Source organism: Krasilnikovia sp. M28-CT-15 (assembly GCF_047159595.1).
Taxonomy (GTDB): domain Bacteria; phylum Actinomycetota; class Actinomycetes; order Mycobacteriales; family Micromonosporaceae; genus Actinoplanes.
Window position 1 is genome coordinate 2,961,938 of record NZ_BAAGAK010000001.1, and the last position, 15,218, is coordinate 2,977,155.

Annotated in this window: 9 protein-coding genes; 2 read left to right on the forward strand and 7 right to left on the reverse strand. The window is 70.6% G+C overall.

Annotation, left to right across the window (positions count from 1 at the left end; translation table 11 throughout):
* Positions 1-78: 78 nt before the first annotated feature.
* Positions 79-5,016 (reverse strand): diguanylate cyclase domain-containing protein, encoded by a 4,938-nt coding sequence (locus tag ACMCNO_RS13885; RefSeq protein WP_412749832.1) that lies wholly within the window; start codon positions 5,014-5,016, stop codon positions 79-81.
* Positions 5,017-5,379: 363 nt separating this feature from the next.
* On the opposite strand from ACMCNO_RS13885, the gene ACMCNO_RS13890 reads away from it, so the two are divergent.
* Positions 5,380-7,032 carry a hypothetical protein gene (locus ACMCNO_RS13890; RefSeq protein WP_412749833.1) on the forward strand — a complete coding sequence of 551 codons (1,653 nt, stop codon included), beginning with the start codon at positions 5,380-5,382 and terminating at the stop codon, positions 7,030-7,032.
* A 134-nt stretch (positions 7,033-7,166) separates the two neighbouring features.
* Here ACMCNO_RS13890 and ACMCNO_RS13895 read toward each other — a convergent pair whose 3' ends face one another.
* The 4 genes from ACMCNO_RS13895 to ACMCNO_RS13910 form a co-directional block, all read right to left on the reverse strand.
* Complete coding sequence (locus ACMCNO_RS13895) at positions 7,167-8,312, reverse strand: TolB family protein (RefSeq protein ID WP_412749834.1); 1,146 nt, start codon at positions 8,310-8,312, stop codon at positions 7,167-7,169.
* 862 nt (positions 8,313-9,174) lie between these two features.
* On the reverse strand, positions 9,175-10,053 hold the full coding sequence (locus ACMCNO_RS13900; protein ID WP_412753695.1) for a YhjD/YihY/BrkB family envelope integrity protein: 879 nt from the start codon (positions 10,051-10,053) through the stop codon (positions 9,175-9,177).
* 370 nt (positions 10,054-10,423) lie between these two features.
* On the reverse strand, positions 10,424-10,846 hold the full coding sequence (locus tag ACMCNO_RS13905; protein WP_412749835.1) for an ATP-binding protein: 423 nt from the start codon (positions 10,844-10,846) through the stop codon (positions 10,424-10,426).
* Between the two features lie 525 nt (positions 10,847-11,371).
* A complete protein-coding gene (locus ACMCNO_RS13910; protein ID WP_412749836.1) occupies positions 11,372-11,857 on the reverse strand; it encodes a glutathione peroxidase in 486 nt (161 codons plus the stop codon).
* A 7-nt stretch (positions 11,858-11,864) separates the two neighbouring features.
* On the opposite strand from ACMCNO_RS13910, the gene ACMCNO_RS13915 reads away from it, so the two are divergent.
* Positions 11,865-12,089, forward strand: coding sequence for a hypothetical protein (locus ACMCNO_RS13915; protein WP_412749837.1), 225 nt, complete (start codon positions 11,865-11,867; stop codon positions 12,087-12,089).
* Positions 12,090-12,134: 45 nt separating this feature from the next.
* Here ACMCNO_RS13915 and ACMCNO_RS13920 read toward each other — a convergent pair whose 3' ends face one another.
* On the reverse strand, positions 12,135-13,736 hold the full coding sequence (locus ACMCNO_RS13920; protein WP_412749838.1) for a diguanylate cyclase: 1,602 nt from the start codon (positions 13,734-13,736) through the stop codon (positions 12,135-12,137).
* Positions 13,737-13,919: 183 nt separating this feature from the next.
* A complete protein-coding gene (locus ACMCNO_RS13925; RefSeq protein WP_412749839.1) occupies positions 13,920-15,209 on the reverse strand; it encodes a cation:proton antiporter in 1,290 nt (429 codons plus the stop codon).
* Between the last annotated feature and the right edge of the window lie 9 nt (positions 15,210-15,218).

The following is a 15,218-nucleotide window of genomic DNA, read 5'->3' on the forward strand; positions in this document are numbered from 1 at the left end:
GAGGTCTCGGTGGGCGGTGTTCGGTGCAGTCCGGCGTCGTCCAAGCGATCGAGGACCAGCTGATGTCATCGCTGGTGGTCACTGCGTGGCCAGGTTCGCCATGCACAGCCGGTTGCGGCCCTGTTCCTTGGCGCGGTAGAGCGCCGCGTCCGCGGCCTCGACGAGGTCGTGCGCGGACCCGCCGCCAGCCGGTACGTGCGTAGCGACGCCGATGCTGAGCGTGACGATGCGGGCTTCGGTGCGCTCGTGCGGTAGCGCGAGGGCTTCCACGGCGGCGCGCGCCCGTTCGGCGACCGCGGCGGCCCGGTCGTGGTCCGCGCCGGTGAAGACGATGGCGAACTCTTCGCCGCCGTACCGGCAGACGATGTCGGTGCCCTGACGGACGGTGCCGGCGAGCTCGGCGGCGACCCGGCGCAGACACTCGTCGCCCCCCTGGTGGCCGTAGCAGTCGTTGTACCGCTTGAAGTGATCGATGTCGATCATGGCGAGCGTAACGGCCGTACCGGTATCGCGGGCTTGCGTCCAGGTGTCGTCGAGGGCGTCGTCGAAGCGGCGGCGGTTGGCCAGCCCGGTCAGCGGGTCGGTCAGGCTGAGCGCGGCGAGCTGCTCGTTGGCGGCCTGCAGGGCGCTGGTGCGCTCGGCGACCTTGGTCTCCAGGCGCCGGTACAGCTGGGCGTTGTCGAGGGACACGGCAAGCTGTCCGGCGAGCAGCGTGACGGCGCCGAGCCGGTCGGTGGTGAAGGCGTCGACGCTGAGCCGGTTCTCCAGCACCAGCCCCGCCCGCAGCGCACCTTGCTGCAGCACCGGGACAACGAGCAGTGAACCGCGCGGTGCATTCGCCAGGTACGGGTCGCTGGCGAACCGGTCGTCGCCGGCGGTATCGGTGACCAGGAGCGGCTCGCGGGTGCGTTCGACGTAGTGCAGTGCCCGTACCGGCACGAGCCGTTCGGTTCCCGGCGCGGAGACGGGCACCGGGGTGTCGCCTGGCCGGTCCGGGTTGGGCAGCATCCAGCCGCCCGCGTCGGTGTCGAACAGGGCGAGCCGGACGGCGGTGGCCCCGGCGAGGGCGCCCACCTGATCCACGACGCTGGCCTGCAGCCGGTCGAGGTCGGTTTCCGAGCTGAGCGCCTGCGACGCCCGCAGGACGGCCAGCAGGTCGATGTCGTCGACACGGACGCTGGTGCTGAACGCCTGCCGCGCCGGCGCGGCGGCCGTGGTGGGCAGGTCGGGGTGGGCGTGGTCGAGCTGGCGGACCTTGCCCGCCGCGCCCCAGTCGAGGTAGTGCTCGCGAGCCTCGGCGAGCAGGCCGCGGCCGGTGCGTGACAACCCGTGTCTCAGGTGGAACAAGCCGGCCCGCTCGGCGATCAGCGCCTTGTGCCACGGCCGCTGACGCGTCTCGACGTCGCCCAGGGCGGCGTCGAACGCGGTGGCGGCGGCGCGGAAGTCGTCGACCGCCCAGGCCCGTTCGGCCTCGACCAGGCGCAGCAGGTGACGGAAGTTCTCGGGCGCATCGTCGGCGCGTTCGGCCAGGAAGTCCCGGCAGTCGTCGAGGGCCGCCAGGAGCGCGGGCCGCGCGTCGGGCTCGGCGTCGCGTACCCGCCGCGCCAGCGCCAGCGCCTGCAGCAGTTGCGTCAGGGCGTACGTATAGCAGGCCCGCAGCATCGGGGCCAGACGGGCAGCCTGGTCGGTGTAACGGGCTACGTCGGTGTCGTCGAAGATGACCGCGGACAGCGCCCGGTACATGAAGTAGTGCAGCGCGACCCGCTTGTTTACCTCCAGGTGCCGCTGCTCGTCGAAGGTGTCGTCACTGAACCCGCCCGGTGTGCTGGTCCTGCCGCGCATGGCGTGCGCGAACTGCCGGTAGATGATCTGGATGGCGGCGGCGTTGTCGTTGCCGGTGCGGGCCGCGAAGGCCAGGGCTGCGTCCACCTCGGCGTCGAGGTCGTCGAGGGTCGGTCCGGTGTCGACCAGCGCGAACAGCGACGGCCAGTAGGCCATGCAGACCGAATGCAGGTCACCGCCGCGCAGCAGGCCCTCGCGCGCCAGGCGGGCCTGGTGCACCTCGTCCTCGAGCGGCTGGAACCAGTGCAGGGTGCCGACGGCGTTCACGTACCGGGCCTGTGCGGTCTCGGTCTCGTAGCCACGCGCGACGCCCACGGCGAGGGCGTGCCGGACGAGGCGTTCGCCGACACTGTGCTCCCCGCCGACCTGGATGGTGGCGAAGCCGGCACTGGCGATGGTGGGAACGAGCGCGGCGCAGGCGCCGTGCTCCGTCCACAAGCGGTGCGCCTCGGTGACCACCCACGGTAGGCCCATCGGGTCGGCCGAGAACAACGCCACCGGAGCGAGCCGCTGCAGCACGCGTGCCGCTGCGAGGGCCCGCGGGTCGGTCGGCTCCGGACGGGCCAGGTCCTCGGTCACCGAGGCGGTCTCGATCCACCGGTACATCGCTTTCAAGCGGCGCCGCAACTCGGCCCCGGCACCCTCGCCCGGAGGGGCGTAGCCGAGCCGGTTCAGTAGGGCGAAGCCGAGGCTGACCGCGTCGGCATGGCGGTACCGGTTACTCAGGCTCGAGATCTGGTTACAGGCCGCGTCCACCAACGCCAGCGGGTCGGGCGCGCGGCGCTCCAGCGATCCGTACGCCTCATCTGCCTCGTCCAGCCGGCCGAGGCTGTAGAGGGCGCCGTGCCGCTGCGTCTCCCACGCGATCGGCAGGGGGCCGTCGTCGGCCGCGTCGAGGGTCGCCCAGAGCCCGAGCGCCGAGGTGAGGTACTGCTCGGTGGTCGTGTGGTTGCTGATCAACCGCGCCGCCGCGGCGGCCGTGCCGAACAGCTCCGCCACCGTGCGCCGCTCCGCTGGTGCGACCTCGCGCAGCAGCGGCCCGGCCGCAAGGTACTGCTCGGCGGCCTCAGCGCGGAAGGCACCATCCCCGGCCAGGCGGCGGGCGATCGCCAGGTGGGTGGCGGGCCGGGCCGTCGGGTCCAGGTCGTGGCGGGCCGCCTCCTGCACCCGGTCGTGCCGGAAACGCAGGGTGGGCGTGCCGCCGCCGGCGTCGTCGTCCATGACCAGCAGCGCGTCCTCCAGCGCGGCAGCCAGGCGCTCGCGAGTGGTCTCCGGACGGTGCCCGCCGGCGCGGGCGAGCAGGTCGAGCCGCACCGTGCCGCCGAGACAGGCCATCACCCGCAGCAGTTCGCGGTCGGATTCGGCCAGCCGGCCGATGCGCTCGGTGAGCAGGTCGACGACGTTGCCCGATCCGATGTAGCGGCGGATCGCCGAGCAGTCCCAGCGCCAGCCCGATTCACCCAGTTCCAGCGTGCCGTCGCCGCGCAGCGCGTTGATCAGCTCGACGGTGTCGAACGGGTTACCGCCGGTGCGCTCGCGCAGCACGCCGGCGAGCTCGGCCGCGGGTTCGGCGGACAGGCGCAGCATCTGCCCGACCAAGGCGCCCAGATCGCCCTGGCCGAGGTTGTCCAGGTGCAGTCTTACGGGCGCCACTCCCAGTCGCTGCCACCGGTCGAACAACGCGGTGAGCGGGTGCGCCGCGTCGACCTCCCGGTCCCGGTACGCGCAGACCAACAGCAGCCCGCGAAGGTGACTGTCGGTCTGGATGGCGTCGACGATGCCGAGCGCGGACGGGCTGGCCCACTGCAGGTCGTCCAGGACGAGGACGAGCGGCCGCTGCGGCGACGCGATCGCGCGCAGCAGGTCGAGTGCGGCCTGCCGCAGTCGCGCCTGCAGCTCCATCGGGTCGTCCACCCCGATCTCGTGGTTGCCGAGCAGTGTGGCGAGCTCCGGCGAGGCCGCGGCGATCAGGCCGGCGTTGGGGCCGAGCGCCGTGAGAATCCGGGTCCGGTGCTGCGCCAGCTCGTCCTCCGGCTCGGCCAGCAGCAGCCGGCCGATGCCGTGCAGCGCCTGAACGGCCACCCCGGAGGCGGCGTCGTGGCGGTACTGGTCGGCCTTGCCGGTGACGAACCAGCCCCCGGCGGCGGTGACCATGGGGCGCAGCTGGGAGATCAGGGCGGACTTGCCCGCCCCGGGCGCGCCGGTGACGAGTAGCCCCGTCGGGCGGCCGTGAACCGCCTTGTCGAACGCGGACCGCAGCGCGGCGCTCTCGGTGTCGCGCCCGACCACCGTCGAGGGCGGTGACAAGCGGCTCGGGAAGTCCCGTTCGCCAAGCCGCAGGGGCGCGTGCGGCGCGGCGACCAGGCGGGTCAGGTCGTGGACCAGCCCCTCGGCGCTCTGGTAGCGCCGGGCCGGTTCCTTCTCCAGCAGCCGGGCCACGATGTCGGACAGGCCCCGAGATACGCCCGGTACGAGTTCTTCCAGCGGCCGCGGGGTTCGGGTGAGGATGTCGCGCACCAGCTGAAGCGGGTCGCCGTCACCGTCGCCGAACGGGGCGTGCCCGGTGGCCAGCTCGTACAGGGTCGCGCCGAGTCCGTACAGGTCGGCGCGGGAGTCGACAGGCAGCCCCGTACGCCCGGTCTGTTCCGGCGCCAGGTACGGCAGCCGGCCCAGGATCTCGGTGTGGTGGGTGAACGCGGGGCGGACCTCGGCGAACGTGGTGGCCAAGTCGAAGTCGATCAGGACCGGTTGGCCGTCGTGGCGCAGCAGGATGTTGGCCGGGTTGATGTCGCGGTGCACGACCGCGGCCCGATGCACCGGGCCGATGATGCGCGCGAGCGCCAGCGCGAACGCAGGCAGGCCGGCGATGTCCGGACGCTCGGACGGCGGCAGCTCCGCCAGCGCCCGGCCGGCGACGTCGACGAGGGTCAGCCCGTGCCGGTCGGCGCGCGCGTGGTCGCCCGCGAGCTGGCTTACCGCGTCGACTCCGGCCAGCCGGACCAGGATCGCCTGCTCGTGGCTTGCCCGTGCCGCCGCGTTCTCCCCGAGCATCTCCTTGCGGACGACCGTGCCGCCATCCGCCGTCCGCACCCTGGTGACCCGGGTCAGATCGCCGTCGTACAGCCAGCCCGCCAGGGGCCGGTCTGCCCGAAACGACCCAGTCGGCGTTGCCACTGACATGACGCTTCGCTCCCATCACCGGCTCTCGCCGACACGACTTGCCTGGCCGGTGCCACGCTCGGAGAACGCGGTACAGGGGTTCCGGTCGGTCGGGGCCGGGCAAACCTGAGAGATCCATACCGGGTGTGCGGGCGAATGTCTGACGTATGCCCCCCAGCTCATCCCATCGAAGCACTTCACTGCAGGCCTGGCGATCCGGATACCTCAGACCAAACGCCAGGCTGCCGACGGAGGCCTAGACGGTGGCCGTCGGAGTCGCGGCCGTGCCAGGAATCCGGGTTTGACAATCAATCGACGAACGTCGAAGCTCTCCTCATTGACAACGTTGTCATTCCCGCCTCGCCAAGGAGTGCCTCGATGACCTCCCGCCCGGGCAGACTGCTCCTTTCTGCGCTGTTGACCGCCGCGGCAACCGTCTGCGCCGTCGCCACCTCGCCCGCCCCGTCCGCCGCCGATTACACCGGTGCCAACCTGCCGGACTGGGCGATCGGCCCCTTCACCCGGTACGACGCGAATCCGATCCTCACCGCTCAGGGCGACGGCTTCGAAGCCGACGAGACCTACAATCCCGGCGTCCTGGTACGCGGCGGCGTCTACCGGATGCTTTACCGGGGACAGCACGGCAACACCTCGCAGATCGGCTACGCCACCAGCACCGACGGGCACACCTACCACCGGTACGCCGGCAACCCGGTCATCACCAACAGCCTGCCGAACGAGACCTCCGCGATCGAGGACCCCCGGCTCTACGAGCTGAATGGCACGTACTACACGTTCTTCACCGCGGTCCGCGACGGCGGGTTCGACCTGAACGAGGCGACCTCAACCGATCTGGTGCACTGGACCCAACTCGGCCCGGTCGTCCGGAACAACAAGAACGCGGCGGTGATCACCGACCCGTCGGACCACCCGCTGCTCGTCAACGGCCGCTACGTCATGTACTACGGCGGCCGTGCCTCCAGCGGCTGCGGCGGAGCCGGATGCGGTACCGGCGTCGCCTACTCGACGGACATGGTGCACTGGACCGGCTTCACCCCCATCGACCTGCACCTGCCCGGCAACTACGCGCCGGTCGAGATCTGCGTCGCGGTCACCGACTACCAGAGCATCCAGGGCGGGCCGGTCAACCACAACATCGTCCTCTTCCTCGGGGGCGGCCTGATGTCGCACGGTCGCTGGTACTACGCGGTCAGCGAGATCGCCATGTCCCGCACCGACCCGACCCAGTCGACAGGGCAGCTGACCGACGCCGTCCTCAGCCCCGCCGCGCCATACGAGCAGGACGGCCTGACACCCCGCACCATCTTCATGAACACCATCATGTTCCACAATGGACAATGGTGGATGAACTACGGTGGCGGGGACACCGTCGTGGCGCTCGCCACCGCCCGTCTGCGCGAATTCCCGGTGGCGCCGTTCACCGCGACCGGCCTGGAAACCGGCCAGCGGCTGCCCGACTGGGCGGACGCGGTCGACACCGACGGCGGGGCCTCGTCCGGCGGCATCGCCAACGTCAACCCGCTTCCCGGGTACGGGCTCACCGGACCGGAGGCGAGCATGCGCGCCGAGAGCGTCCATGGCGGTACGACCGCGCTGATGTACTCCGGAAACGCCACCGGAGCCGCGACCGCCTACGCGTACCTGAAGCTGTTCGACCTGAGCACCCCGCTGACCATCGGACCCGACACCGTGCTCTCCTACTGGATCTATCCACAAGGGCCAGCCCAGGCGCCGCCGGTCTCGGGAGACAACAGCACCTGCGTGGCCGTCGACGCCGTCCTCACCGACGGCACCGCGTTGCGCAACAGTGCGGTCATCGACCAGGGCGGCGGGCGCCTGCATCCGCAGTACCAGTGCGGACGGCTGACGTCCGGCCGGTGGAACCACGTGACCGCCAGGCTCGGCGCACTGGAGGGAAGGCGGATCAGCCGCATCGACATCGGGTTCGACCGCCCGGGTGGCAGCGGCGGGTACCGCGGCTACGTCGACGACATCAGCATCACCGGCTGACACGGCCCTGCCCCCACCCCGCGCCGCGCGGAGTTCACGCAGTTCAGGGACGTGGTTGCAGGTAGGTTTCCAGCTCGGGACATGTCATGACAAGCGGCTTTTCGGGCGGCGTACCGCGGGACGCGGCCTACTCGTCATCGGCGGGACCAGACGAAGACGTCGGCTGCGTGGTCGGTGTCGCCCGGCGCGAGGTTTGACGCGTACGACGTCATCGCCACGGTACGGCCTCCCGCGCTGACCGTGGCACCGTCGCTCGCGCTGTTGGCCTCGGCGCCCGAGGTCAGGACGCTGACGCGCTCGGTGGTGCCGGTCCTGCGGTCGTGCAGGAAGATGTCGCCATAGCCGTTGCGGTCGCCGGGCACGAGATTCGTGGCCCACGACAGGAACGTCACGTAGCGGCCGTCGGGGCTGATCGCCGCGCCGGCACTGGGTTCGTCGCCCTGTACGCCGGCGCTGGACACGCTGATCAGTTTGGTGCGGCTGGTCCGCAGGTCGCGGACGACGACGTCCTGCAGGCCGTTGTGGTCCCCTGGCGCTACGTCGTCGGTGAAGCTGGAGAACGTGACGTACCGGCCGTCGCCGCTCATGGCGGGTGGTCCGGCGTCGGTGACCGGGGCACCGGCGTCGGTGCGGCTCACCCGTACGGTGGTGGATCGCCGCAGGTCCCGCAGGAACACGCCGCCGGCCGTGCTGCCGTCCGCCACCACGTTCGGCGCCTGCGACATGAAGGCGACGTAGCGGCCGTTCGCGCTGATCACCGGGTAGGTGCTGGCTCCGGCGGGGGCGGTGCCGGTGCTGGAGACGCTGACTCGCTGGGTCAGGTGCCTCCGTCGGTCGTGCACGAACACGTCCACCTCGCCGTTGTCGTCGCCGGCCACCAGGTTCTCTGCGTTGGAGGAGAAGGCGATGTACCGGCCGTCGGCGCTGATCGCCGGATTGTCGCTGGCGTTCGCGGCCTGGCCGCCGGTGGCGGTGAGGCTCACCCGGACGGTTGTGCCGGCCCGCCGGTCGCGGACGAAGATGTCGCCGCGCTCGTTGGTGTCCCCGGGCACGAGGCCCGTCGCCCACGAGGAGAAGGCGACGTACCGGCCGTCGGCGCTGATTGACGGCGCCGAGGCGGTCTGGTCGGCCTGCCGCCCGCCGGTACCCACGCTGACCCGCTGGGTGGTGTGCTTGCGCAGGTCGCGGACGAAGACATCGGAGACGCCGTTGGTGTCACCGCGGACCAGGTTCGACGCCGACGAGGTGAAAGCGATGTACCGGCCGTCGGTACTGATCATCCCGCCGTAACTCTCCCGATTGGGCTCGCTGCCGTCTCTCGACACGCTCACCAGGCTGGTACGGCCGCCACCGTGCGGCGTCGCGACCGCCGGGGACGCTGTCATTCCGGCTATCACCGGCAGCACCGCGGCGATTCCCAGAGTTCTTCGTCGTCGCGCCGTCATGGTGTCCTCCGTTGCTCCTCCGGCCCCGACAGGGGTGGGAGTTCAGCATGTTCCTGCCGGAGTGCCAGGGGGAAGGGCGGGTCACCGCATTCATCCGACAGCCGACCCGGCGACGGTTCCCTCCGGAAAGGACATCCGCCGCATTTCCCGGCCGGCGGTGGCGGCGCATATCACCACGGGCGGGCGGTGTGTCAGTCGGAGCCTGTCCACGAACAGACGGGACCGTGGCAGCAGTCGCGGAGTGGGGTGTCGGTAAGACGGCGCGATCGCGATGAACACCGCTAGGCGTTCGGTGTGCAGAACGGTGCGGGGCCAGCTCGGCGATCCTTCGGGCGCCCGGTCCACTTCGAGATCAGCCGCGATGCGTTCCAGCACGGCTTCCCACCCAGGCGGAGGTGACCACGCTGTTGGCGGTTGTCACCGGTTCCAGGATCCGCCGCTGCCGACGACCTGCCTCGATCCGCCCACCGATCGTCGTCACCGGACGAGCATGCCCAAGATGTCCAGCGAACTGAACGTGGGAGCGGTGTCATCGCGCCGGTGGTCAGCCGTCCCCGTCGGGTCCGCGGTGATCGGGGTAGCGCAGTGGACGCCAGGCGCCGTCGAGGTTGGGGCAGCCGGAACGCGATGCTGGTCCCGGCGACGATTCGGCTGCCGTACTGCTGGCACTGGTGGGTCCCGGGTTTCCTGGGCCGCTTCACGTCGCGCTACGGGATCCGCGAGACGCCTGAGCCCCCGTCCGCACGCGTCCAGGGCGTGCCCTCGCGCGCTGGTAGGCGCTGGCGCATTGGGTCGCGGCGAAGCCGGCCAGCAGGATCACGTGGAACAGGTAGAGCCACAAGCCCACCGCCACCACGCCGCCGATCTCGGTGAAGCCGCCGAACGGAACCCCCAGGTCCAGCGGGAGGGAGCAGAAGAGCACGAACCCGTGCAGGAAACCGGAGAGGTTCGCGGCGGTGAATGAACCGATCAGCACCGTGGCGAGCCACTCCGGGCGGCCGGGCGCCACCCCGCGGTACACCCAGATCACCACGGGGGTGAGGACCAGCCAGGCCGCCAGAAAGGACAGGATCACGCCGGCCACCGCGTACCAGCCGCCGCGGACCCAGAGGCCGCTGGTCACCGGCAGGGCCATGAACAGCGCCAGCAGCAGCGCGGGTGACGCGGCCAGCAGGGGCAGCCAGAGCAGGCGGCCGCGCCAGCCCACCAGCGACTCGCCGGGCTCCCGCAGGCTCACGAATGCGCGGCGCAAGCCCTCCCCGTACAGGGTGGCGGGCAACAGGCTCGCCACAGCGAGAACCGGGGTGAGCTGCAGGCCGGCGTCGATCAGCCGGGACAGGGCGTGCGGGGCACCGATCGCGTCCGGCAGCTCGCCGATGGCCTGGTCGGTCAGGCGGCGTACGCGATCCGGACCGGTCGCAAGCCCGGTGATCCAGACGGCCAGCAGCGCGACGGGCACCACGGCTATCCCGGCGTAGAAGGTCACCGCGGCGGCGTGCAGGGCCAGGTCCCGTCCCCGCAGCGTCCGAAACGGCGCGGCCAGCCGCCGACCCAGGTTTCGCATGCCCTTCCACATACCCATGCGCACGGATTGTCCACGGCCGGCGGCACGGCAGGGGTCACATCGAGTCGGTGAACGATGCGGCGTCGCTGTCCACGACCCTGCCGTGGCACCGTCCTGCGGACGAGACGCAGCGAGCCATCACCGCCGCACGCGACCGAGGAGCGGTGGACATACCAACGCTCCCTAGAGAAGCGTCAGGGGGCAACATCTGACGTATCCAGGATCAATCCGTCCGTCGGGGGAGGAGAGTCCCACGACAGCGCTGGCGATGAGGCGGCCGAGGCAGGGAGGTGAGCGGGTGGTTGTCCGGGGCGGAACCATGATGGTCACACTCGACGGTCACGGCAATTGACCGGGCACATCCAACGGCCGGTGACGCGCATCAGGATGCGACGGGTGTCCGAACGGCGTCGGCAGCGCGGCCGGGGTTGATTTCGAGCTCGGCCCAGACGACCTTACCGGCGTGGCCCGCCCACACTGCGGCACGGGACCCCCACCGCTGTGCCATCGCCGCGACGATCCGCATTCCTCGCCCTCCGGATCGGTGGGCGTCGAGATCGAGCGGACGCGGGACGGCAGGGTTGGCGTCGGCGACCTCGATGCGAATCACATCAGGCTGTAGGGCGAGGAAGAGTTCGCCACCGTTCAAGGTGTGCTGTGTGACGTTCTGGACCAGCTCGGTAGTGATCACCATCGCGTCGTCGGCAAGGTCCTCGACCTTCCACAGGCGCAGGGCATCGCGAACGATCCTGCGCGCCACTGCGGCCGGCGCACCATGATCGAACCGCAAGCGGACCAATTCCATGCCTAATCTCTACCCCCGGCGTCGCGGCACCACGCGCCGCAGCCGAAAAAATAGGGATCGGAGAGCCGAGCCGAACGGCATCAGCTGAGATTTCGGGAGGTAGCACTCGGGCGCCCGCGGGCCATGACTGGGCTCCAGCCCTCCAGTGAGAGATGGAGGAGAGCATGGCGCGACTGCCGTGCCCTACGACGGCGCCCACAAGGTCATCGACGTCCGTGCGGGTGCGGGCCGCGACGTGGCGGCGCCACGCGAGGCCGCCTGACTGAGCTTCTTCAGACGAACCCGAGTAGCGACCGCTCGCCCCGGTCCCAGCCCGAGAGGACCGCGTGGGCTACAGGGCGTCAAGAGCGAGCGCACACCGCGCGCCGACCAGCTCTGGCTCGGCGAGACAGAACGAGCTGTCGTACGCCGCGATCTGCTCTGCCCGGCGTCCGCCCTGACATGCTCGTCCCTGAAACGGGTCGCGTCGGCGTCGCCACCAAGGCGACAGACGGTAGCCTCACGGACCCGCCCGCTGAGCGAATCTCAGGCGGGTAGGACCGACTCGATCGCGGTGACCAGCGACTCGTCCTCGGGCTCGATGCGCGGGCCGAAGCGCACAACCGTGCCGTCCGGGCCGACCAGGAACTTCTCGAAGTTCCAGCGGATGTCGCCGGCGTAGCCCTCGGCGTCGGCAACGTCTACCAGCCGGGCGTAGAGCGGGTGCCGGTTCTCGCCGTTGACCTCGATCTTCTCGGTGAGCGGGAAGCTGACCCCGTAGGTGGTCGAGCAGAACTCGGCGATCTCCTCAGCCGTGCCCGGCTCCTGCCCGCCGAACTGGTTGCACGGTACGCCGAGCACCGTGAACCCCCGGCCGGCGTAGCGCTCCTGCAGGCGTTCAAGGCCGTTGTACTGCGGGGTGAGGCCGCATCTGGACGCCACGTTGACGACCAGGGTGGTGATACCGGGCTGCGGCCCGAGCTTCGCGGACGGGTCGCTCCCACCAGGGATTGTCAGGTCGAAAATCGTCATGACGATCATGATAATCCGGCTGGGCGGCGACCTCGGCCGCGAGGAACTCGATGAAGTACGCCTGGGGCATCAGCGCGACGTGGTTGAACGGCGAGGCCAGCTGCTCGAAGCGGCGGTGGTGATCGTCCCGGCCGGGGTGTGGAAGCGGAACCTGCGGGCCTTCTCGGGTGGCCTGGTGAGCAGTTTGCCGGCCAGGCCGGGAGAATCCAGAAGTTCCATGGTGTACGGGTGAAGGGAGTCGCCGCGGAAGCCGCATTTCCCCTCTGCCCCTTGAGCGTCACGTCACCTCGCGGTCGCGGTAGGCGCGGCTGCGGCGATCCCGGGGCGTCCCGGTGACCACCCGGTTGCGGCCCTGGTGCTTGGCGGCGTACAGGTTGCGGTCGGCGTCGGCCAGGGCCGTCGGCTGGGCGGGCGGCGAGGTCTCGTCGGCTGCTGCAACGCCGATGCTGACGGTGACTGACCAGCCGTCGGGGAGCCCCTCGCGGGCCTGGTCGGCGATGGCCTGCCGGATGGTGTCGAGCCTGGCGGCCGCCTCGGCGACGGGAGTCCCCGGCAGCACGGCAAGGAACTCCTCGCCGCCGAGGCGGGCGACGAAACCGTCGGGGGTGACGGCGGCCAGGCCGGTTTCCAGCAGCTTCGCGACCTGTACGAGCACCAGGTCGCCGGTGTCGTGCGACAGCGTGTCGTTGATCCGCTTGAAGTGGTCGATGTCGACCAGCGCCACGCTGAGAGCGGGATCCGCCGCGATGAGGGCGGGGAGGTGCTCGTCGGCGTAACGACGGTTGTGCAGGCCGGTCAGGGGGTCGCGTAGGGCCTGCTCGCGGAAGCGCCTGGCCTCCTCGCGGGCCTCGGTGGTTTCGAAGATCGCGTGCCGGATCTGCGCCTGGTCCTCCCGTTCCTTCGAGTGCAGCCGTTCCTGGGCGGCGACGAACTCCTTCTGCGCGGTGAACGCCGCCGCGTAGTCGCCCCGCGCCGCGTGCAGCTCGGCCTGCTCCTCGTACACCTGAACCAGCGGCCCGTGTAGCCCGCTCTCGTCGCATTGCGCGCGACAGGCGTCCAGGCTGCGCTGGGCCGCAGTCGTGTCGCCCAATCCACGCTGGGCGCGGGCCAGGGTGAGCAGGAAGTAGGCCAGATCGTCGGCCTGGTCGACATGTCCGGCCTCGTGTTGGGCGATGCACGTACGCATCGTCGTCGCGGCCTGCTGGTACTCGCCGTTCGCGACCTGGATGTCCGCGAGCGTGTGCAGGGCCGACTGGTCGAGTTCGACGGCGTGGGCCTCGGCGTACTCGACCATTCGGGCTGCGACGTGCTGGGCGCGGGAGAAGTCACCAGTCTCATGCTCGAGGAAGGCCCAGTTGTTGAGCAGGATGATGAGCCGCTGCCACTGCTGCGCGGCCTGCGCCAGTTCCTCGGCCTGGTGGTAGCGCAGGCGTGCCGCGTCCATCGCGCCGATGAGTGCCAGCGCGTCGGCCAGCTTGGTCCGGTGTTTGATCTGGGTGAAGGTGGTGGCGGTGTCGTCGAGCAGCTCCACCGCGCTCAGCGCGTGCTCGAGGGACTTGGCCGCGTCACCGGCCATGCGCTCGATCATCGAGCTGATGAGGTGGGTACGGGCCTGCAGCAGCCGGTCGTCGTGCCGTTGCGCCCACGCCTGAATGTCCTGAAGTTGCCAGGCGATTCCGGCGAGCCTGCCGGTCACCAGGGCGAGGGTGGTCCGGCACAACCGGGCGCGCATGAGCAGGCCCTCGTCGCCCAGCGCCGCGGCCTGCCGTTCGAGGCGGCCCGCGGTGGAGTAGCCGGCCTCGGAGTCCGTGACGACCTGTTCCTCCAGTTCGAGCAGGGCCGCCGACAGCTCCTCCACACCCATCGCATGATCGTCCATCGCCACACCCGGCCTCCACCGTCGCCGATCGGTCGCGGCCATCCTCGATCCTAGTCGTCGCTAGCCTATTGTCCGGGAATCGACCCAATCGCGTGAATCAACGACACGCTGTCCACCCGGACCTTCAGCAACGGCGACGCCGTGTACAACCTCGTCTACCACGTCACTGACTCACGGAGGTCGTCACGCGTGGTTCTGCTCGGGACATCCGGTCCGCTGGTGCGTGTGATCGAGCAGGCGCATGACCGGGGTGGCGGTGATCCCGTGCAGCACCACCGAAACCACGACGACGAATGCCACGGTCGCCCACAACAGGTCCATGTGCGGCAGATGGCCGTGAGTGCTCGCCCACGCGAGGTAGTAGAAGGAGCCGATCCCGCGGATCCCGAATGCGCCGATCACCCAGTGCTCGGCCGCGGTGCCCGGCGCCCCACGCAGCGACAGGAAGCCGGTCAGCGGCCGGATCACCAGGATCAGCGCCAGGCCAGTCAGCGCCGCGGGCCAGGTCAGCGGCGCCAACAGGCCCGACCCGACCGCCCCGCCCAACAGCAGCAACAACAGTACGGTCAACAGCCGCTCGGTCTGCTCCGCAAAGTCGTGCAGCACCTGGTCGTACTCGTGAGTGCGCTCGGCCGCGCGGATCGCCCGGGCGGCGAGGAACACCGCCAGGAAGCCGTACCCGCCGACGACCTCCACCAGGCCGTACGCGAGGAACGTGGCCGCCAGTGCCAGGAAGCCCTCAGAGTGTCGGGCCAGCGGCAGCCGGGTCCGGAAGAACAGCCGCCCCAGTAGCCTGCCCACGAGGAGCCCGCCCAGCACGCCGACCGCCCCTTTGTAGAGCACGTCGCGCAGCACCCACTCGCCGAGCCACGGCTGGTGCGTGACCGCGGCGGCGGCCATGGCCAGCGCCGCCGACACGAACGGGAACGCCAGCCCGTCGTTGAGCCCGGCCTCCGAGGTCAGCGCGAAGCGGACCTCGTCCTCGGAGTCCTCCCTGTCGGTGGGCTCGCCCACCTGCACATCCGAGGCCAGTACCGGATCCGTGGGTGCCAGCGACGCGCCCAGCAGCAGCGCCGCGGCCGGTACGAGCCCCGCCCACCACCAGCCGATCAGCGTCACCGCCGCGATGGTCAGCGGCATCGCCACCGCCAGCAGCCGCCAGGTCGACGTCCACCGGTGCCGCCGGAGCGGCCGGTCGATTTTCAGCCCCGCGCCCATCAACGCGACGATCACGCAGATTTCGGTGAAGTGTTCGGTGAGCTGGGGATACCGCAGCGGATTCGGATCGGGCAGGCCCAGCGGCAGGGCGAAGACGATCAGCCCCAACGCCAGGAACGCGATCGGCAACGACAGCGGCCGGCGTTCCAGGACACGGGGCAGCATGCCGGCGAGCAGCGCGGACACCCCTACAAGGGCCAGGATGAGATCGGTCTGCTGCACGCCCGTCTGGTGCCCCGCGATGGGCGCAACCATGCAGGCACG